Here is a 20,767-nt window from a genome sequence, read left to right as displayed (position 1 = left end):
CATGTGGAGATAGAGAGGAAGAATCATTGAATTTTGAAATATTTAGAATAGATGGTTGTCCAACGGGATAATATACTTATGAAAAATCTAATCTTTATCGTTCTATTAGTAATTTCTTTTTTATCAGTGAAAGCACAAAATATTATAGTGGAATATGAAGTTAAAACACTTTATAGCGGAACGAAAGGAAAAGAATTTGCAATAATAACACCAATTGATTCTTATTATTTTGATTATGTCGAGGAGGATAATGCGCCAATAAAGGAAATAATTGAAAATTATAATATTAAACGAGGCGGACAAAAAATGTATCGTAAATTATTAGATTATAATAACATTTATAGAATTAAAGCTTATCCCGGACAATATGGTGAGCAATCATTAATAATTGATAATAAGCAAGAAATTAATTGGGAGATATTTAATGAAAATAAATTAATTTTAAATATGTTATGCCAAAAGGCTGTAGGAAAATTTAGAGGTAGAACATATACCGTGTGGTTTACTAAAGAAATACCAGTCAGTCTTGGACCTTGGAAAATAGATGGTTTGCCTGGACTCATTTTGGAGGCAAAAGATAATAGTAATGTTAACTCTTATAATGCAGTACAAGTAATTCATAATACTGATTTGGGAATACCTCAAAATATATTATCCTTTATTGAGAATTACCCACAACAAAACATGAAAAGCTATAAAGATTATATTTTTAAAGAAGATATTGCTTTAAAAGAAAGACAACAAAAAGCTTTGTCAAATTTACCAAAAGGAACTAATATTGTAGATGTCCCAAATGTTAGAGACTTACAAAGAGAGATTTCGTTCGAATGGGAGGATACTAAAAAACCTTAATGAAATAACACATTTGCTATTGCGTATCTTCTTTTTTTTTTTTCTTTGAAGAGTTGAAACTCAATGCGCAAAAAAGTGAAGACACTAATTATTAATTTTAAAAAATTATTACAATGAAAAAAATTATTTTAGGACTGTTTTTAACAGTTGGAATTTCTGGAATTGCGTCAGCAAATGAAATTGACATTGCCATAAAACCTGATGAAACTATGATGTCGACGCAGGAGATTTATAGCGAAATTTATGATTTACAGTGCTCTGAAATTATAGATTGTTGGCATGGTTATACGGCTACAATTGTAGATTGTGCCGGAGAAAGGCATAATCTAAATATGGGAGGCTACGCAGGAGAATGTGGTGGTAACGAGAATAATTCAATAGTAATACACCACATGGGAATTTACGAAGTAATGGATTGTGTTGGTAACTAAAAAAGAATTGTGAAATTATGAAAAAAGCCCTTTTTCTTTTATTTATAATAACTGGTTATTCTATCTTTTCCCAAAATTTGACTGTTATTCAATTTGATTTCACGCGGAAAACAGAAAGCACTCCAGTGAAATCCAATCAATTTTTGGTTCTTAATAATAAGGAAGCCTTTTATATAACACCATATCACAAAGTTTTTCAAGATTATTCTGATTTAGTCAATGATAAAGAATATTCTCATTCAACTAGATATATGAATTCTTTACAAATAGAAGATAAAGGGTTTAAAGGACTTGCATATATTCCTAATAATCCTAATTTAATGTTATATATAGATCCAGCACCCACAATTATCTGGAAAATTTTATCTGAAAAAAAGAATATTTTAAATTTTAATTGTCAGGCTGCAATTGGAAATTTTAGAGGTAGAGTTTATAAAGTTTGGTTTACACCTGAAATTCCTTTTTCTAATGGTCCTTGGAAATTAAAAGGGCTACCTGGTATGATCTTAGAAGCGGAAGATAATCAGAACGAATATAGTTACATCGCAACAAAAGTAGTTATAAATTCATATTTAAAAGTTCCTGAGAAATTGATTAATTATTATAACATTAATGAGGGTAAGGAAATAGAGTATATAGATTTTATAAGTAAAACAAACGATGCGCTATTGTTATTCCGACAAAAAATGATGGCTAATCTTCCAAAGAATGTGGTTTTAGCAAACCCGCCACCGATAAGAAGTTTAGAACCCGAAAGAGAATTTGAATGGGATACTAAAAAACCTTAATGAAATACCTATGTTTACTGTTCCTAATATTATCTTTGAAAATCTCTGCGCAAACGGAGATTAAAGGATTTGTACTTTCGGAAAATAAGCAGCCAATTTCAAGAGCCAATGTGATTCTTATGGATTCACAAAGCAATATTTCAACTTTCGTCTTTAGCAATAAAGACGGAAGTTTTTTATTAAATACAGATAAGTTTGGCGACTTTACTTTGCAATTCTCAGCAATGGGATATGTGAAGAAAAGTATGCCCATTTCTTTTATTAAAAAAGGGACTGTTATCGATCTGGAAACAATTGAATTAGAAGCCGATAAAGTAAAAGAAATAAAAGAAGTGGTCATTACCCGCACTGCTCCTATAAAACTAAAAAAAGATACCATAGAATACAATGCTCAACAATTCTCAAACGGAACAGAGCAGAATGTGGAAGAATTGCTGAAAAAACTTCCAGGGATTACCGTACAAAGCGATGGCAAAATAAAATTTGGAGACAAAGAAGTAGAAAGAGTAATGATAGAAAATGATGACCTTTTTGAAAGAGGATACCAAACGCTTACTCAAAATATGCCTTCAAAACCTTTAGACAAAATTCAGGTTCTCAAAAATTATTCTAAAAATAAACTTCTCAAAAATATAGAAAATACAGAACGTATTGCCCTAAATCTCACATTAAAAGAGGATGCGAAAGGAAAATGGTTTGGTAATGTTTTACTGGCTTCTACAAGCTATGAAGAAAATAGGAGACAGGGAAAACTCAATGTAATGAATTTTACAAAGAGAAAGAAAGTATATCTTTTATTTAATGCTAATAATTTGGGATTGAATGAAATGAAAGGAGTAGAGTATCTCATTAATCCAAATTCAGAAAATGAAGTTGAGAATGTAGGGACCAATATATCTATTTTGTCGCCAGTGAACCTTCATCAGAAAAATTTCCAATTCGAAGAAAAGCGGACTAATTTCAACAATGATCAGCTGGCTTCGCTTAATTATATTTATAATTTTAAAACCGGTTGGAAACTCAAATTTGTGACTGTTTTTAATGAAACAGAAAACAGAAATTTCGTTACCAGTCTTTACAAATTTAACTACGAAGGATTAAATTTCACCAATACAGAAGACAAAGTCTGGAAGCAAAACAACAGAAATATTGTCGGAAAAATGGAACTTTCAAAAGAATTTAAAAACAACTCAAACATTTTGTTCTATAATAAGGTTTCTTCTTTGAATGAAAATAATAACAATATTTTTCTTTTCAACGAACAATTAAATAATCAGATGGGAAAAAATCAACTTTTCGCCACTGAAAATAAATTGATTTATACCAAACAAATCGATTCCTCACAAGCTATTGTTGCAGTTGCAAGATATACTTTTCAGGATCGACCCTATGATTTCACTGATGAAAACGATGTATTTCAATTCATTATCAACAATCCAAATGCGCGTAGAATTAACCAGATCATCAATTCTAAAATGAGTTTCGGAGGTTCTAAAATTTCATACCTTAAAAAATACAATGAAAATCAGTCACTTGAAATCCAGGTGGGAAATGAATTCAGAAAAAATGATTTCTCCTCTGATTTATCTGTTTTTGATTTTAATAATCAAAAAATAATTTTCGATAACAGCCCATTTATTAATAATATCAATTTTTCGCAGAATCAAATTTTTGCGCAGGGAAAATTTCAAAAAAAACATAAAAAATGGAATTATGGACTTGCACTGCTGAATGAATATATTTCATTTGATTTTAATCCGGAAAATAAAGCAGGATTTTATATTTCACCAAGCATTAATGTTGGCTATGAAAACAGAAAAACAGGAAATTTTAACCTTCATACAAGCCGAAAGTTTTCGACGGTTTCTATAAACGATCTGTACACCAATTATCTGTATCAGGGTAACAGAAATTTTAAACGAAGTGAAGTAGGTTTTGTTGTGCTTCCTAATTACAACGCGGGCTTTAGCTATAATCTGGGTGACATGCTTTCTGAACATTTAACCTTTAGTGCCAACTATTTTATAAATGAAGATTACCTCTCAAATAATATGATTGTAAATCCAAATTTTATTTACAATCAGAGCATCTTGGTTAAAAACAATACTACATTATCATCTCATATTGAATTACGAAAATATCTGAAATTATTAAAATCTCGGATCAGTATATTAGGTTCTTATCTCCTTTCTGAATACGAAAACAGCATCAATAACCAGCCGCTTATTAAAACAGAATTTAATAACTTAAAAATAGGTTTTGAAATGAAATCAGGCTGGACAAGTTTTGCCAATTATGAATTGGGATATGAGTGGTCTTTTAATAAAATTGCATCTGAAATTAACTCTAATAACTACAAAGATCAGAAAGGATTCTTTAATCTCTACTTTACATTAAATGCTCAATTCAGAATAGAGTCACTGTTAGAATATTATAAATTTGGAAATACCAATCAGGATACCACCCAGTTTTGGGATGTCAAAGCGAACTATAATTACAAAAAGTACAATTTTAATGTATTTTTACAGGGAAATAATTTGTTAAATTCAAACAGTATTCAGAAATATTCTATCACTAATATCAGTGAAAGTTTATATACACAAAAATTGATTCCGCGACATATCGTATTGGGAATTAATAAGAATTTTTAAAAATTAAAATTCTCCGTCAATCGCTTATCTTCATCTAATCTTTCAACCAGTTTCTCCAAATTTTCAAATTTGATTTCGTCGTGCAGAAATTCCCGAAAATTGACTGAAATTTCCTGGTTGTAAATATCTTCATCAAAATCTAAAATATAAACCTCTACAGAAAGTGAATTTCCATTAACGGTAGGATTGGTTCCGATGCTCAACATTCCTTTATAATGACGGTTTTTCACAAACACATCAACAATGTAAGCTCCTTTTTTCGGTAAAAATTTAAGCATATCAACTTCAATATTTGCCGTTGGATAACCAATCGTTCGTCCGATTTTTTTACCGTGAACAACTTTTCCCGAAAGCGAATAATGATAACCGAGCATTTCATTGGCGGCGATAATATTGCCTTCTGATAAAGCATTTCTTATTTGCGTGGAACTTATATTGAAATCTTTATAATTTACTGCTTCTACCTGTTCTACTTCAAAACCGTATTCCGGTCCCATTTTCTTTAATAATGAAAAATCTCCACTTCTGTTTTTTCCAAAAGTATGGTCGTAGCCGATAATCAAATGTTTCACCTGAAGTTTATCGACTAGAATCTGTTTCACGAATTCTTCGCCGGTTAAATTTCTGAACTCTTCATCAAATTCCTTTAAAAACAAATGTTGTAATCCATTTTTCTCCAGCAGATATTTTTTTTCATCAATGGTGTTCAACAATTTCAAATCATCATTTGGGGTAAAAACAGTTCTTGGATGTGGCCAAAAAGTAAGAATGGCAGATTCCAGGTTTTTCTTTTCAGAAATGGCATTGAGTTTCTTTATAATACTCTGATGTCCCAAGTGAACACCATCAAACATCCCAATAGAAAGTGCTCGAGGATTTTGGGAAACCGAACCGGTGAAATTTTCTGTAATTATCAACTGAAATTCTTGATTATAGTGAAAAAATTGCCCTAAAAATGGGCTTATAATAAGTTTATGCAAATATGACAAAAATCTTCTTTTAAACCAATTGCAAATGTGCGAATATTCATTATATTTGCACTCAAGAAAAAAATAAGCAATGGCAAACCAACTTAAAGGAAAAATTTCTCAAATTATCGGTCCAGTAATCGACGTAATTTTTACAGATGCGGCAGAACTTCCAAGCATCTATGATGCATTGGAAATTACAAAAACAGACGGTAACAAAGTGATACTTGAAGTAGAACAACATATTGGTGAAGATTCTGTAAGATGTATCGCAATGGATGCAACAGACGGACTTCAAAGAGGTCAGGAAGTAATTTCACAAGGAAAACAAATCACCATGCCAACAGGTGAAGCGGTATATGGCAGATTATTTAATGTAGTTGGAGATGCCATCGACGGTATCGCACAGGTTTCTAAAGAAAACGGACTGCCGATTCACAGAGATGCACCAAAATTTGACCAGCTTACCACTTCAGCAGAAGTGCTTTTTACAGGAATTAAAGTAATCGATTTGGTAGAGCCTTATTCTAAAGGAGGAAAAATTGGTTTATTCGGTGGAGCAGGTGTTGGTAAAACGGTATTGATCCAGGAATTAATTAACAATATTGCGAAAGGTCACGGTGGACTTTCGGTTTTTGCCGGTGTAGGTGAAAGAACCAGAGAAGGAAACGACCTTTTGAGAGAGATGCTTGAATCCGGTATTATTAAATACGGTGATGCATTCATGGAATCCATGGAAAATGGAGGATGGGATTTATCTAAAATCGATTTGGAAGCCATGAAAGATTCGAAAGCTACTTTTGTTTTCGGTCAGATGAATGAGCCACCTGGAGCAAGAGCAAGAGTTGCTTTATCCGGTTTAACCATCGCTGAGAGTTTTAGAGATGGAGACGGAACAGGACAAGGTAGAGATATCTTATTCTTCGTTGATAATATCTTCCGTTTTACACAGGCAGGTTCTGAAGTTTCTGCACTTTTGGGAAGAATGCCATCTGCAGTAGGTTACCAACCAACTTTGGCTTCTGAAATGGGGGCGATGCAGGAGCGTATTACTTCTACTAAAAACGGTTCTATTACTTCAGTACAGGCAATCTACGTTCCTGCGGATGATTTAACTGACCCGGCGCCGGCAACCACATTTGCTCACTTAGATGCAACTACCGTATTGGATAGAAAAATTGCTTCATTAGGTATATATCCGGCAGTAGATCCATTGGCTTCTACTTCCAGAATCTTAACTTCTGAAATCTTGGGTGACGAACATTACGACTGTGCTCAAAGAGTAAAAGAAATTCTTCAAAAATACAAAGCATTACAGGATATCATCGCGATTCTTGGTATGGAAGAACTTTCTGAAGAAGATAAATTATCAGTTTACCGTGCCAGAAAAGTTCAGAGATTCTTATCTCAGCCTTTCCACGTTGCAGAACAGTTTACCGGTTTGAAAGGAGTATTGGTAGATATCAAAGATACCATCAAAGGATTTAACATGATCATTGACGGAGAGTTAGATCATTTACCTGAAGCTGCTTTTAACCTTAAAGGGACGATTGAAGAAGCGATCGAAGCAGGTGAAAAAATGTTAGCGGAAAACGCATAATTAGAAAATAGAATAAAGAAAAAAGAGTGAAGATTTCTCTTTTTTCTTTTCTCTATACTCTTTAAGTCTAAAAGATATGAATATAAAAATTTTAACTCCGGAATTCGTGATTTTTGAAGGTGAAGTGAAATCGGTTTTGCTTCCCGGAAAAAGTGGAGAATTCCATATCATGAAAGATCACGCTGCTATTGTTACTTCCTTAAATTCAGGGAAAATCAAAGTGTTCACGAATGAAATCAAGGAGGAATACAGTCATCATTTCACCAGAGAAAATGAAAAAGAAAGTGTATTTTCTTTTACGATGAAAAGTGGAGTGGTAGAATTCAGCAATAACAAAGGAATTATTCTTGCAGAATAGAAATCCTTTTTAAATAAATAAAAATCCCGTCTTAATCATAAGACGGGATTTTTTTACTTAAGATCAGAAATCATATTTTATAAACTTAAAATTACTCCGTTTTCTTTCAACAGTTGTAACGGTTTTGAAAACCAGAATAATTCGAAATCTTCAAACGTTTCTTCAAACTGATTTTTGAGTTGTTGAAGTGTTATTTTTTTAGGATTCTCTGTAGAATTTTCAGAGAATATTTTCGTCAGCCAATCTGCTTTTTCCTGTTCAAGTTCTATCTTGACAATATTGGTTTTCAGATGAAAAGTCAGTCGCGTATATTCGAAAGATCCTGCTCTCGTTCTTTTTTGAAAGTTCTCAACATTCGGGTTTTTGTCCAGAAAAATCAACTTTGAATTTCCTTTAAAAACAAAATTCTCTTCTTCCAAAAGACAATCATGAATATAGTCGGGATGAATAGTTGTTTTGGGAATTTTAAAATCAAACCAGTCTTTCAGCGGAAGGTCAAAATTAATTCCGTGCATATAATTGAACAGCGATTTCTTTAAGCCAAAGCTAAATCTGCTGTGGTCAATCCCGGTTTCATCGGTGAAATCGATATCGTTGTGGGCAAAAAGTATTTCCTTATTTAAAGGTTTTACGCCAAATTCTTCGGGATTATTTCCGATAGGCGAGTGTGCAGTCATTGCGAACTGGTGCCAGAAACCGCTTTGCACAATTCCCATTTCAAAAAGCTGGCGCACCATTTCTAAAGAATCCACCGTTTCCTGGATTGTTTGCGTCGGGAATCCGTACATTAAATAGGAGTGAACCATAATTCCGGCTTCAGTGAAATTTCGCGTAACTTTTGCGACCTGATCTACGGAGACGCCTTTGTCAATTAATTTTAATAATCGATCACTTGCTACTTCCAATCCGCCGGAAACAGCTACCAAACCTGAAGTTTTTAATAAGAAACATAAATCTTTGCTAAAGCTTTTTTCAAATCTAATATTGGTCCACCAAGTGACAACTAAATTCCGGCGTAGGATTTCTAAAGCCACTTCTCTCATCAAAGCTGGTGGCGCGGCTTCATCCACAAAATGAAAACCTGATTCACCTGTTTGGGCAATCAATTCTTCCATTCGATCCACTAAAATTTTAGCAGAAATGGGTTCATAAATTTTGATATAATCTAAAGAAATATCGCAAAAAGTACATTTTCCCCAATAGCAACCGTGCGCCATGGTGAGTTTATTCCACCGCCCATCGCTCCATAAACTGTGCATCGGATTAGCGATTTCTATTACAGAAATATATTGGTCCAATAATAAATCGGTATAATCCGGCGTTCCTATAAATGCCTGTTTGTAATCAGATTTTGGCGTATTGTTTTTATAAATTACTTCCTGATTCTCCAGGATAAAAGTTCTTTTGAATTCCCCTTCTGAAATTTCTTTCTTTGAATTTACATTTTCAAAAACCAATTCGATCGGTAATTCGCCATCATCTAAAGTGATATAATCGAAAAATTCAAAGACGCGCGGATCTTTTAATTCTCTTAATTCGGTGTTAGGAAAACCGCCGCCCATGACCGTTTTCAGTCCGGGATAATTCTCTTTAATGAATTTTGCAGACCTGAAAGCGGCGTATAAATTCCCGGGAAACGGAACAGAAAAACAAACAAGTTTTGGCTGAACAAGGTCTAATTTTTCCTTTAATAATTTTAAAGTAAATTCATCGGTAAAAGTTTGAGGAGCATTTAACTTTAAATAAAGTTCATCAAAAGAATTAGCGCTTTGCCCAATACGTTCGGCATATCTGCTGAAACCGAAATCTGCATCGATATTTTCAACAATATAATCTGAAATATCCTCCAGATATAAAGTCGCCAGATGTTTTGCTTTATCCTGCAAACCCATATTTCCGAAAGCAAATTCCATATCATCCAACTGATTAAAACGGGAAGCTTCCGGCAGAAAATTCATACTGCAGATTTGTCTCGCTAAGGTAGGATTATGATTCTGCAGAAAAAGAACGACCTGGTCGATGGTCTTTATGTATTCTTCGCGTAAAGCAAAAATCCGTTTTGAATTTTCTGAGGTATTAATCAGATCGATATTTTCCCCGAATATTTTTTGAATGCCTCTTTTTGAAAACAGTTCTAAAATCACTTCGATTCCCAGATCAATCTGATAACTTGAAATATTTTTAGTATTCAGAAACCCTTTAATATAAGCGGTCGCCGGATAAGGAGTGTTGAGTTGGGTAAAAGGCGGAGTGATGAGGAGCAGATCTTTCAAGCGTTTTCTTTTTGCAAATTTATTTTAAATTCAGGACATTATAACCATGATTTTTTTTAAACCGCAAAAGTCACAAAGTAATCTGTGACTTTTGTATTACAAGTCCACAATAGGAAAAAAATGACGATCATTTTCACCTTTTGTTTTCTTATTTAAAATTAATCTTTCGGCTTTTTAGTTGTTAAAATCATCGGTTACAGATCAAAATCTCCGGCAGATTCCGGCTGATAAATTACTTCATCGATTACAATTTTTGTCATACCGGAAGGAATCAGCCAATCGATTTCGTCACCAACGCGGTAGCCGATCAATGCCGAAGCAACCGAGGAAAAGATCGAGATTTTACGTTCCTTAATATTGGCATCAGCGGGATAAACCAATTGAAATTCCATGGTCGTTTTATTATTCTGAAAGTGAATTTTCACGATAGAATTCATCGTTACAACATCGGGTTCAATTTTGTCCTGTTCTACAATTTTTGCAGATTTCAGTTCTGCGAGTAGTTTTTCAGCTTCTTCTTTTTTGATGCTGTTTTTCGCTTTAGCGTCAGTAATCGATCTGTGGATTTTATTAAAATCCTGCTTGGTAATTATAACTTGGCTCATATTTTTAATGGGTATATAATAAAAAACCGTTTGAATTTTTCAAACGGTCTATATAAAAATATATTCTGAAAAATTTTATGATTCTTTAAATTGAAGTTGTTTTTCCTCCAACAGTTTTTGCTCCTGCTCCTTGTAAAAGCCCGAAACTAATTTCTCATGAATTGCTTCAAATGCTGCCAGCGTTTCATTAATTTCTGAATCGGTGTGGGAAGCGGTTGGAATTAATCTTAATAAAATCATTCCTTTTGGAATCACCGGATAAATTACTACAGAAGTGAAAATCCCGAAATTCTCGCGTAAATCTCTGGAAAGTAGGGTAGCTTCTACGGTTGAACCTTCCATCATCACTGGAGTGACACAGGTATTAGATCCTCCCAGATTGAATCCTCTTTCTTTCAGACCATTCTGTAATTTATATACGTTCTCCCAAAGTTTCGCTTTGATTTCCGGTCTTGAGCGCAATAGCTCCAGTCTTTTTAAACCTCCGATAACCATTGGCATTGTTAAAGATTTTGCAAAAACCTGTGACCGTAAATTATATTTTAGAATTCTGATAATATCTTTATCTGCCGCGATAAATGCTCCGAAACCTGCCATTGATTTGGCGAAAGTAGAGAAGTACACATCGATTTGATCTTGGCAACCCTGTTCTTCACCTGCACCTGCACCCGTTTTTCCTAAAGTTCCAAATCCGTGCGCATCATCAACCAATAAACGGAAATTGAATTTTGATTTTAAATCACAGATTTCTTTGATTTTTCCCTGCATTCCGCGCATTCCGAAAACACCTTCAGTAATCACTAAAATTCCACCGCCTTGTTCCTGTGCCACTTTAGTTGCTCTGACAAGATTTTTCTCTAAACTCGCGATATCATTATGCTTATAAGTAAAGCTTTTACCCATGTGAAGTCGTACTCCATCAACGATACACGCATGTGAATCTGCATCATATACGATCACATCATGTCTTCCGACTAAAGCATCAATGGTAGAAACCATTCCCTGATAACCGAAATTTAATAAATAGGCAGATTCCTTTTCTACGAATTCTGCTAATTCTCTTTCTAATTGCTGATGTTGGTCTGTCTCACCAGACATTGCTCTGGCGCCCATCGGATAAAACATTCCGTATTCAGCTGCAGCTTTTGCATCAGCTTCTAAAACTTCTGGATGGTTACAAAGACCTAAGTAATCATTAGCGCTCCAAAAAATGACTTCTCTTCCTTGAAATTTCATTCTTGGGCCGATCGGACCTTCTAGTTTTGGGAAAACAAAATAACCCTCCGCGTAATCTGCAAATTGCCCTAATGGCCCTGGGTTTTCTCTAAGGCGATCAAAAATATCTTTCATTATTATTTTATTGTTTTTAATACTCAAAGTTAATTAAATTAAACTAAAAAAAACCTTTTGCTTACTACAAAAAGGTTTATTCTCTATTTTTGGGTTTTTATTATTTTATCAATTCTGTTTTGTAAACTTCATCATAATTATGGACTCCATTATTAACGAATCTCTGTTCTGCCATCCATTCGTCGCTGTACACTTTAGTGATATATCTGGAACCGTGATCCGGGAATAAGACAACCACCAAATCATCTTTTGTGAATTCATGAGAATTTGCATACTGCAAAAGTCCCTGCGTCACTGCACCTGTGGTATAACCGCCCATAATCGCTTCTTTCAATGCAATTTCGCGGGTTCTGTAAGCCGCCATTTCATCATTGACGCGAACGAATTCATCGATCTTGTCAAATAATAAAGCAGATGGAATTAGGTTTTTTCCCATTCCCTCTATTTGGTAAGGATGAATATCTTCCTTGTGAATTTCGCCGGTTTCATGATAGCTTTTCAGAATAGATCCTGAAGCGTCAACGCCAATTACTTTAATAGCGGGGTTCTTTTCCTTTAAAAATTTCGCGGAACCTGATAAAGTCCCTCCTGTTCCTGTACAGGCAATCAGGTGCGTAATTTTACCTTCTGTCTGTTCCCAAATTTCGGGACCAGTTGTCCGGTAATGCGCATCAATATTTAACTCGTTGAAATACTGATTGATATATATTGAATCAGGGGTTTCAGAAGCCACTCTTTTCGCAACTTCGTAATAAGATCTCGGATCATCTGCCGCCACATTTGCGGGACAAATATAAACCGTCGCACCCAAAGCTTTCAGATAGGCGATTTTTTCTTTCTTTGTTTTATCACTTACGGCAAGAATACAATGATAGCCTTTGATAATACAAACCATCGCAATTGAAAAACCGGTATTTCCGGAAGTCGTTTCTACCACGGTTGAACCGGGTTTTAACAAGCCTTTTCTTTCAGCTGCTTCTATGATATGAATTGCAATTCTGTCCTTTGTAGAATGGCCGGGATTAAAAGATTCTAATTTAGCATATACTGTGGCTGGAATCTCTTTCGTAACTTCATTTAGTTTCACCAAAGGAGTATTCCCAATTAAGCCCAGAATGTTATCGTGAACATTAGTCATTATTTAGTCATTTTAGTCTATTAAAACCGTGTGCAAAAATACTAAAAAATTAATAAGTCAACAATTAATACCCATGTTTGTATTTGAATGTATGAGAAATGTCACTTAAGTAATCTATAATTCTGCGATCTGCAATTTGTCAAGAATCAAGCCAATTGCTTAAATTTTGTTAAAATCAATGGATAATAAGTTAAAAACCTTATTTTCGCAATATTGAAAATTTAATATGAAAAATTGGTCTTTTAAACAATGGAATACGCTTTTAGGATGGGTAGTATTCGGAATTGCATTTTTTACTTATTTATCAACCATCGAACCGAATTTCAGTTTTTGGGATTGTGGTGAGTATATCTCGTCAGCGGTAAAACTGGAAGTGACCCACGCTCCTGGAGCAGCACTCTTCCAACTGGTAGGTGCCGTTTTTGCCGTATTTGCTTTTGGCAATAGTGAACATTACTCGGTTGTTATCAATGCAATGTCTGCTTTATTCAGCGCATTTACGATACTATTCCTCTTTTGGACCATTACGCATCTTGTTCGGAGATTGCTTCACAAAGATTTTCATGATATTACAAAACATCAGGAAATTTCCATTCTGTTTGCCGGCGTGATCGGTGCTTTGTGTTTCACCTTTTCAGATACTTTTTGGTTTTCTGCTGTAGAAGGAGAAGTTTATTCGATGGCATCCATGTTTATCGCACTTTTGTTATGGTTAATAACAAAATGGGAAAATGAGTATTCAGAAACTGATAATGAACGTTGGATTATTTTAATATTCTTTGTAACCGGTTTATCAGTAGGAGTTCACATGATGTGTATGCTTGTTATCCCAGCGGTTTGCTTTATTTACTATGCCCGTAATTATGAATTTAGCTGGAAAAGTTTCCTTTGGGCTAATGTAATAACGCTGTTTATTCTGGCAACGGTTTTTAAAGGAATCTTCCCTTTGATCATGACTTTGTTCGGTAAATTAGAGATTTTCGCAGTGAACGGAATCGGTCTCCCATTCCACTCAGGAACCATTGTTGCCTTTATTATTTTAATAGCAGTTTTCGTTTTCGCTCTTAAATACGCTCGAAATGCAAAGAAAAGCCTTTATCAGACCATCGTTCTTTCTGTCATTTATATGATGATCGGTTTTTCATGTTGGATGGTTATTCCGATCAGAGCCAACGCAAATCCACCAATGAATCTGAATGATCCGGATACCGCAATCGGCATGCTTGATTATTATAATCGGGAGCAATATGGCGATTGGCCAACTTCTTACGGTCAGAATTATACTGCTTATTTAGATGCAAACGGAATTCAGAAAAATGAAGACGGAAGCTTTAAAACAAAAAAAACGGGAGATGCTTACGAAAAGGATGAAAAAACCGGAACGTATAGAAAAGTAGGAGAGCGTTTTAATTATGTATATAATACGGATCAGGTGAGTTTTTTACCACGGATGTTCAATGAAGATAAAGCGGTAATGGAAAATTATATTTCCATGTATGGCGCGCCCGATTTCACTTTTAATTATGCCAATGAAGATGTGGCAGATAATCCGGAAGCCCACAAAATTTTTGATGATTTAAGAAAAAAATATGAAGAAGGAAGTATAAAAGCGGCAGATTATTTACAGGTAAAACCTTATAATTTAATCAATGTTCAGCGACCTTCTTTAGTGCAGAATTTAAATTATTTCTTCACCTTTCAAAATGGATATTATTTCGTAAGATATCTCATGTGGAACTTCGTTGGAAGACAAAACGACCTTGAAGGAAACATGGAAAACAACCGTGGAAACTGGATTTCCGGAATTCCATTTATTGATAATGCAATGTATGGTGACCAAAGCCAAATGCCTGCAAAATTCAAAAATGAAAGTACGGTTGCCTTTTTCTTCTTGCCCTTACTTTTAGGTTTGATTGGTTTCTTTTTCCAACTGAACCGTGATTTCGGCCGATTCTATGCGATATTGTCCTTATTTATTATTACCAGCGTCGGAATTATTTTCTATACCGGCGTGAAACCTTTTGAAGTTCGCGAAAGAGATTATGCGATGGTGGGTTCTTTCTATGCTTTCGCAATTTGGATAGGATTGGGAGCTGGAGCCCTACTTTGGTATTTGCAGGAAAAAGTAAAATCTAATGCTTTAAATATCGGTGCCGGTGTTATTTTAATGGGAATTCCTCTGATGATGGGCTTCCAGAATTATAATGTCCATGACAGAAGTCAGCGGTATTCCGCTTATGATTATGCCTATTCCACTTTAAAATCGTTACCGAAAAATGATATTCTCTTTGTGTATGGAGACAATGACACTTATCCGATTTGGGGAATGCAGGAAACTTCCGGTCTTCGGGATGATGTCAAAGTAGTGAATTTCACTTTGCTTTCAACGCCCTGGAATATCGATCAGGTGAAGAGAAGAACCTATAATTCAATGCCGGTCCCTTCTGTATTTACGCACGAAGATTATCGGGACGGCACGAATGATCAGATCTTTTTGATGAACAAAAAAGACTGGGAAAATATCTTTGCCAATATGAAAGAGCAAGGTGCGCCGGATGACGTTTTCCCTGAGTTCAGAAAATATCTGACCCAAGATTCGATGTCTTTAAAAGAAGCCGTCAACTTTATTAAAATGAAATCTGACGATAAAGATCAAATTTTAAAAATGATTTTCGGAGAAGCTAAATTTGAGAAATTTAATTTCCTGCCGGTTTCAAAATTCATTTTACCCGTCAATAAACAAAATGCTTTAAAAGCAGGTACCATTGAGCAGAAAGATCTTGCCAGTACTGTGGATCAAATAACTATTGACTACAAGAAATCCAGCATGTTCAAAAACAATTTGCTGTTGATGGATATCTTAGCAAACTTCGATTGGAAAAGACCGATTAATTTCTCTTCAGGTGGAATTTACGATCCGGAAAATCTTTTCTTTTTAGGAGATTACTTACAGTACGACGGATTCAGTTACCGGTTGGTACCTATTGAAACCAAAGAGCGTGAAGACGGCGAAATGGGCAGAGTAGATGCCAACTCGCTTTACAACATTGTTAAAAATTACAAGTGGGGCAATTTCAAGAATTTGAAGGTTCATTTTGACGAAACCTGCACCCAGAATATTGTGAGTTATAGAAGTTCGGCCAGCCGTGCAGCAGAAGCATTGGCACTTTCCGGACAAAAAGCAAAAGCAGTAGAAATATTGGATTTGGCTTCCAGAGAAATTCCGGTGGCGAAATACAATGATCCGCGTTCATTAAGCTCGATGGTTTACGGATATATCGTTGCCGGACAGGAACAAAAAGGATTAGCCTTAGCTGAAGAACTGAAAAAAGGAATCTTTACAGAATATGATTATTATACCAATTTGTCAGATAAAGAGCAACGTTTTGTCAGCCGGCAGATGAGAACCAAGCCGATGGAGTATTCCCTGGTGGTAGGGGCTGTTTCAGACGCTTATACTAAAATCGGCAAGAAAGAAAAAGGGTATGATTATTTGGTAAAATCAATTGAACCTATTGATAAAAAATTCAATAATTTTGTTAAAGATTTGCAGATTATGGGTAAAGAAAAAGCCTATAATGAATCGGAAAAAGTACAGAAAATCACTCCGTTTTATACGTATTTATTTGATCTGATGAAACCGTATGATTCCACTTATGCCAAAGAAAAAGAAGCGCAAATTACCGCTGCTGTTATGAAAGCCACCCAATAAACGGAATCTCAACCCTAAAATTATTTTCAAAATGAACGCATTAGAATATATCAAAAAAGTTCCGAAAGCAGAATTACATCTTCACATTGAAGGCAGTTTCGAACCGGAATTAATGTTTGAAATCGCGCAGAGAAATAAGATAGAAATTCCGTATTCGAGTATCGGAGAATTAAAGAAAGCTTACCAATTTGGGAACTTACAGGATTTTCTGGATATTTATTATGCCGGAGCAAACGTTCTCATCCACGAGCAGGATTTTTATGATTTGACGATGGCTTATTTTAAACATTGCGCCGAAGAAAATATCGTGCATACCGAAATCATGTTCGATCCGCAAACCCATACGAAAAGAGGCGTAGCATTTTCCACCGTTATCAATGGAATGCAGCGCGCCAGAGAAGATGCAGAAAGACAATCCGGGATTTCTTCTTTATTAATAATGAGTTATCTGCGCCATTTATCCGAAGAAGATGCTTTCGAAACATTGCAGCAATCGCTTCCGTTCAGACACCTCATAAAATCCGTCGGTCTGGATTCTTCAGAAAAAGGAAATCCACCTTCCAAATTCCAGAAAGTTTTTGAAGCTTCAGTGAAAGAAGGTTATATTCCTGTTGCCCATGCGGGTGAAGAAGGTCCGGCAGAATACATTTACGAAGCTTTAGATTTGTTAAAAGTCGCCAGAATCGATCACGGAAACAATTGTCTGACAGACCCAAAATTGGTTGAAAGACTTGTTGAAGAGAAAATGGCTTTAACGGTTTGTCCGCTTTCGAATACCGCTCTTAGAAATGTAGATGACATCAAAAATCATCCGTTAAAAAAGATGTTGGATTTAGGTTTACAGGTAACCGTGAATTCTGACGATCCCGCTTATTTCGGCGGTTATCTTACGCAAAATTACATCAGCTGTATTGAAGCGCTCAATTTATCGCTGGAACAGGTAAAACAATTGGTTCTCAATTCCTTTCAATATTCCTTTTTACCGGAGGAAATGAAAGAAAAATTCATCGCTCAACTTTAAAATTAATCAATTGAGATATTGCGCTTTTCTCCGTGGAGTGAATGTTAATGGAACTTCCATGAAAATGGCAGAAGTTTGCAAAGTCTTTTCTGAGGTCGGAATGAAAGAAGTATCTTCCGTTTTAGCCACGGGAAATATTTTGTTTTCATCCGCTATCAACCGATCTGAACTGAAATTGATTTTAGAAAAAGCGCTGTCAGACTATTTCCATTACGAAGCTTTTCTTTTCCTTAAAACCGAAAAAGAAGTCGCTGAAATTTTTGCTCAAAATCCATTTGCAAAATCCGACGATTCTCACATTTATATTTTTGTCGGAATAGAAGGTGTTGAAGATTTGCTTTTACAAGAGTTCAATGATTCCATAAAATCCGAAAACGAAAAAGGAGCAATTGTCAATCAAACTTTTTACTGGCAAATTTCGAAAGGAAATACTTTAGATTCCAACTTCGGGAAAATTTTAGGCAAAAAATCCATGAAAGAAAAAATGACTTCCAGGAATTTGAATACGATTGAAAAAATTGTAAAAAAGTTTTGATATAATTAAAAATTTATTTTTTTTCATCAGTTTCATTTGGTTTAATGTTTTTTAACTTTCCGAACATAAAAAGCATTTGCATAAAAAAATCCGTATTTTTGTTATCTTTAATTCAACTTTAATTTTAACCAAAAATCAATGATTCAATACTTAGATAACATCCATCACAAAAATTCTAAAAACTTTTTCCTGATCGCAGGTCCCTGCATTATTGAAGGCGAAGAAATGGCTTTGAATATCGCTGAGAAAATTGTGGAAATGACCAATAAATATGAGATTCCCTACATTTTCAAAGGAAGTTTCAAAAAAGCAAACCGAAGCAGAGTAGATTCTTTCACCACAATCGGTGAAGAAAAATCTTTGGAAATTCTTAGAAAAGTAGGAGAGACTTTCAATATTCCAACCACGACCGATATTCATGAAAATGAACACGCAGCTTTGGCGGCACAATATGTTGATGTTTTGCAAATTCCAGCCTTTTTAGTTCGTCAAACCGACTTATTAATCGCCGCTGCAAAAACAGGAAAATGTGTAAGTTTGAAAAAAGGTCAGTTCCTTTCTCCAGAATCCATGCAGTTTGCGGTACAGAAAGTAAACGATTCAGGGAATCCAAAAACAGCAATTATTGAAAGAGGAAATTCTTTTGGCTACACTGATTTAGTCGTTGATTTCAGGGGAATTCCGACGATGAGAAAATTTGCTCCTGTGATTTTAGATGTCACCCATTCATTACAGCAACCCAATCAAAGTTCCGGCGTCACCGGCGGAAGACCCGAGTTAATTGAAACCATTGCAAAAGCAGGAATCGCAGTTGGTGCAGATGGTCTGTTTATCGAAACGCATCCAGATCCAAGTGTCGCACTTTCCGATGGAGCCAATATGCTCCGTCTTGATAAACTCGAGGAATTACTGCAGAAATTAACCCGCGTCCGGGAAGCCATACTGTAATTTTTTGTTATCTTTAAAATCTAAATGTTTTACCTTGAAAAAAATTCTATTCCTCTTATTGGTGGTGCCGGTTTGCGCTTATTCGCAAATAATCATTAAAGTTCTGGACGAAAATGGCAAACCAGTTTCTGAAGCCTATATTTCTTATAACAATCAAAATTTTACGACTGATAATAATGGTTTTGTAAAGATTCCAATTGCAGATTCTGACCAGTCTTTATCCGTTCAAAAAACGAGTTTTAGAGATTTTAATAAAAATATTAAAATCCTACCGAAAGTTCAAAACGTAAATATTTTGTTTGTAAAAGCCGAGCGGGAAACCGAAATTCAGGAAGTAGTATTTCAGAAAAAAGGAAAACCAAAAGTAACCGATCTTACTTCAATAGAGATTTCCGCAAAAGAAGCACAACAGGTCGCCTCCCTTTCCGGCGGTGTTGAGGGACTTTTGAAAACATTACCTTCCGTAAATTCAAATACAGAACTTTCGTCACAATATATGGTAAGAGGTGGGAATTACGATGAAAACCTGATTTACATTAATGATATTGAAATTTACCGTCCCTTTTTAATCCGAAATTCTTTGCAGGAAGGACTGAGTATTATTAATCCGGATATGGTTCAGGCCATTAACTTTTCTGCCGGTGGATTCGAAGCAAAATATGGCGATAAAATGTCTTCGGCTTTAAATATTTATTACCGTCAACCCACGAAATTTGAACTTTCCGGTGAAGCGAGTTTAATTGGAGGAAGGCTTACAACCGGTTTTGCGTCAAAGGACAAAAAATTGTCTGCCATGATTTCCGGCCGTTACCGAAATACCAATTTGGTTCTAAATACTTTAAATGAAGACACCGATTTCAATCCGCAGTACATGGATTTGCAGACGTATATCAATTATAAATTAAATGATAAATGGGGATTTTCCTTCATCGGTTACTGGAGCAAAAATGATTACGAAATGATTCCCAAAATGAAAGAAGTTGATTTCGGAACTTTGCAAGCACCTTTGAGACTAAGCGTTTTTTATAATGGTAAAGAAGACGATAAGTATAAAAATATGATGGGAACAGCTTCCATTAATTTTAAACCCAATAAAAAATGGGCTTTTACTTTAGATAATTTCGCCTACCAAAACCGGGAGAGAGAATATTATTCGATTGCTTCTGCTTATATGTTGCAGACTTTTGATCCTGTTTCTGGGTCGCCAGTTGTCTCTTACGATGTCGGTGGTCAAATCGATCATGCCCGAAATGATTTGTTGGTGAAAACATACGGCACACAATTGAAAGCGAAATTTTCACCGGATGTCAATACTAATTTTGAAGTCGGTTTGAAATTCGAAAAAGAAAATTTAAGAGACTTTACCAATGAATGGCAATTGGTTGATTCCTTGGGTTACAGCACGCCAAGAAATTATGCAGAACCTGGAACATTGGATCCATCAAATCTTCGTTTGCGTTACAGCATTTCCGGTGCGAATCATATTGAACCAACGCGACTTTCCGGTTATGCACAATATTCCAGAAAATTCTACTGG

At 35.1% G+C, this 20,767-nt stretch carries 15 protein-coding genes and 1 pseudogene; 11 read left to right on the top strand and 5 right to left on the bottom strand.

Features of this window, described 5'->3' with window-relative positions:
* Nucleotides 1-78: 78 nt before the first annotated feature.
* The 4 genes from QGN23_RS02770 (at nucleotide 79) to QGN23_RS02755 (ending at nucleotide 4,722) form a co-directional block, all read left to right on the top strand.
* A complete protein-coding gene (locus QGN23_RS02770) occupies nucleotides 79-852 on the top strand; it encodes a GLPGLI family protein (RefSeq protein WP_282905510.1) in 774 nt (257 codons plus the stop codon).
* A 113-nt stretch (nucleotides 853-965) separates the two neighbouring features.
* A complete protein-coding gene (locus QGN23_RS02765) occupies nucleotides 966-1,283 on the top strand; it encodes a hypothetical protein (RefSeq protein WP_282905509.1) in 318 nt (105 codons plus the stop codon).
* Nucleotides 1,284-1,300: 17 nt separating this feature from the next.
* On the top strand, nucleotides 1,301-2,071 hold the full coding sequence (locus QGN23_RS02760) for a GLPGLI family protein (RefSeq protein WP_282905508.1): 771 nt from the start codon (nucleotides 1,301-1,303) through the stop codon (nucleotides 2,069-2,071).
* Nucleotides 2,071-4,722, top strand: a complete 2,652-nt coding sequence (locus tag QGN23_RS02755; protein WP_282905507.1) for a carboxypeptidase-like regulatory domain-containing protein — start codon at nucleotides 2,071-2,073, stop codon at nucleotides 4,720-4,722. The genes QGN23_RS02760 and QGN23_RS02755 overlap by 1 nt, the downstream gene beginning before the upstream one ends.
* Here the strand turns inward: QGN23_RS02755 and QGN23_RS02750 are convergent.
* Complete coding sequence (locus tag QGN23_RS02750) at nucleotides 4,719-5,639, bottom strand: bifunctional riboflavin kinase/FAD synthetase (RefSeq protein ID WP_282905506.1); 921 nt, start codon at nucleotides 5,637-5,639, stop codon at nucleotides 4,719-4,721. The two genes, QGN23_RS02755 and QGN23_RS02750, sit on opposite strands and share 4 nt — an antisense overlap.
* Before the next feature lie 142 nt (nucleotides 5,640-5,781).
* Here QGN23_RS02750 and atpD point away from each other — a divergent pair, with 142 nt between their 5' ends.
* Together atpD and QGN23_RS02740 are read left to right on the top strand one after the other, a co-directional pair.
* Nucleotides 5,782-7,290 (top strand): F0F1 ATP synthase subunit beta, encoded by a 1,509-nt coding sequence (gene atpD, locus QGN23_RS02745; protein ID WP_282905505.1) that lies wholly within the window; start codon nucleotides 5,782-5,784, stop codon nucleotides 7,288-7,290.
* A 76-nt stretch (nucleotides 7,291-7,366) separates the two neighbouring features.
* A complete protein-coding gene (locus tag QGN23_RS02740) occupies nucleotides 7,367-7,648 on the top strand; it encodes a FoF1 ATP synthase subunit delta/epsilon (RefSeq protein WP_282905504.1) in 282 nt (93 codons plus the stop codon).
* A gap of 77 nt (nucleotides 7,649-7,725) precedes the next feature.
* On the opposite strand, the gene QGN23_RS02735 is transcribed toward QGN23_RS02740, so the two are convergent.
* The 4 genes from QGN23_RS02735 to QGN23_RS02720 all read right to left on the bottom strand — a co-directional run bounded on the left by QGN23_RS02735 (nucleotide 7,726) and on the right by QGN23_RS02720 (nucleotide 13,014).
* Nucleotides 7,726-9,921: a B12-binding domain-containing radical SAM protein gene (locus QGN23_RS02735; protein WP_282905503.1), complete on the bottom strand. Its 2,196-nt coding sequence runs from the start codon at nucleotides 9,919-9,921 to the stop codon at nucleotides 7,726-7,728.
* Nucleotides 9,922-10,115: 194 nt separating this feature from the next.
* Nucleotides 10,116-10,526, bottom strand: coding sequence for a nucleoside diphosphate kinase regulator (rnk, locus tag QGN23_RS02730; protein ID WP_133440564.1), 411 nt, complete (start codon nucleotides 10,524-10,526; stop codon nucleotides 10,116-10,118).
* Nucleotides 10,527-10,601: 75 nt separating this feature from the next.
* Complete coding sequence (locus QGN23_RS02725) at nucleotides 10,602-11,876, bottom strand: aminotransferase class I/II-fold pyridoxal phosphate-dependent enzyme (protein ID WP_282905502.1); 1,275 nt, start codon at nucleotides 11,874-11,876, stop codon at nucleotides 10,602-10,604.
* A 100-nt stretch (nucleotides 11,877-11,976) separates the two neighbouring features.
* Complete coding sequence (locus tag QGN23_RS02720) at nucleotides 11,977-13,014, bottom strand: PLP-dependent cysteine synthase family protein (protein WP_282905501.1); 1,038 nt, start codon at nucleotides 13,012-13,014, stop codon at nucleotides 11,977-11,979.
* 226 nt (nucleotides 13,015-13,240) lie between these two features.
* Here QGN23_RS02720 and QGN23_RS02715 point away from each other — a divergent pair, with 226 nt between their 5' ends.
* The 5 genes and pseudogenes from QGN23_RS02715 to QGN23_RS14885 form a co-directional block, all read left to right on the top strand.
* Nucleotides 13,241-16,726, top strand: a complete 3,486-nt coding sequence (locus QGN23_RS02715; protein WP_282905500.1) for a glycosyltransferase family 117 protein — start codon at nucleotides 13,241-13,243, stop codon at nucleotides 16,724-16,726.
* Nucleotides 16,727-16,757: 31 nt separating this feature from the next.
* Nucleotides 16,758-17,747, top strand: coding sequence for an adenosine deaminase (locus QGN23_RS02710; protein ID WP_282905499.1), 990 nt, complete (start codon nucleotides 16,758-16,760; stop codon nucleotides 17,745-17,747).
* A gap of 10 nt (nucleotides 17,748-17,757) precedes the next feature.
* Nucleotides 17,758-18,282 carry a DUF1697 domain-containing protein gene (locus tag QGN23_RS02705; RefSeq protein WP_282905498.1) on the top strand — a complete coding sequence of 175 codons (525 nt, stop codon included), beginning with the start codon at nucleotides 17,758-17,760 and terminating at the stop codon, nucleotides 18,280-18,282.
* Nucleotides 18,283-18,420: 138 nt separating this feature from the next.
* The gene (gene kdsA, locus QGN23_RS02700) at nucleotides 18,421-19,230 is read left to right on the top strand and encodes a 3-deoxy-8-phosphooctulonate synthase (RefSeq protein WP_282905497.1); all 810 of its coding nucleotides are present in this window, start codon (nucleotides 18,421-18,423) and stop codon (nucleotides 19,228-19,230) included.
* Nucleotides 19,231-19,291: 61 nt separating this feature from the next.
* Nucleotides 19,292-19,837, top strand: a pseudogene (locus tag QGN23_RS14885) (TonB-dependent receptor); the annotation flags it as partial.
* Nucleotides 19,838-20,767: the final 930 nt, after the last annotated feature.

The organism is Chryseobacterium gotjawalense (genome assembly GCF_030012525.1).
Lineage (GTDB): Bacteria > Bacteroidota > Bacteroidia > Flavobacteriales > Weeksellaceae > Kaistella > Kaistella gotjawalense.
Note: the sequence above shows the minus strand (reverse complement) of the source record. Positions and strands in the feature narration are given on the sequence as shown.

What these genes read in the sequence shown, in the direction of transcription:
- QGN23_RS02740 (WP_282905504.1), top strand. Translation starts at nt 7,367, where the DNA reads ATGAATATAAAAATTTTAACTCCGGAATTCGTGATTTTTGAAGGTGAA.
- QGN23_RS02760 (WP_282905508.1), top strand. Translation starts at nt 1,301, where the DNA reads ATGAAAAAAGCCCTTTTTCTTTTATTTATAATAACTGGTTATTCTATC.
- atpD (WP_282905505.1), top strand. Translation starts at nt 5,782, where the DNA reads ATGGCAAACCAACTTAAAGGAAAAATTTCTCAAATTATCGGTCCAGTA.
- QGN23_RS02755 (WP_282905507.1), top strand. Translation starts at nt 2,071, where the DNA reads ATGAAATACCTATGTTTACTGTTCCTAATATTATCTTTGAAAATCTCT.
- QGN23_RS02770 (WP_282905510.1), top strand. Translation starts at nt 79, where the DNA reads ATGAAAAATCTAATCTTTATCGTTCTATTAGTAATTTCTTTTTTATCA.
- QGN23_RS02725 (WP_282905502.1), bottom strand. Translation starts at nt 11,876, where the DNA reads ATGAAAGATATTTTTGATCGCCTTAGAGAAAACCCAGGGCCATTAGGG.
- rnk (WP_133440564.1), bottom strand. Translation starts at nt 10,526, where the DNA reads ATGAGCCAAGTTATAATTACCAAGCAGGATTTTAATAAAATCCACAGA.
- QGN23_RS02715 (WP_282905500.1), top strand. Translation starts at nt 13,241, where the DNA reads ATGAAAAATTGGTCTTTTAAACAATGGAATACGCTTTTAGGATGGGTA.
- QGN23_RS02720 (WP_282905501.1), bottom strand. Translation starts at nt 13,014, where the DNA reads ATGACTAATGTTCACGATAACATTCTGGGCTTAATTGGGAATACTCCT.
- kdsA (WP_282905497.1), top strand. Translation starts at nt 18,421, where the DNA reads ATGATTCAATACTTAGATAACATCCATCACAAAAATTCTAAAAACTTT.
- QGN23_RS02765 (WP_282905509.1), top strand. Translation starts at nt 966, where the DNA reads ATGAAAAAAATTATTTTAGGACTGTTTTTAACAGTTGGAATTTCTGGA.
- QGN23_RS02710 (WP_282905499.1), top strand. Translation starts at nt 16,758, where the DNA reads ATGAACGCATTAGAATATATCAAAAAAGTTCCGAAAGCAGAATTACAT.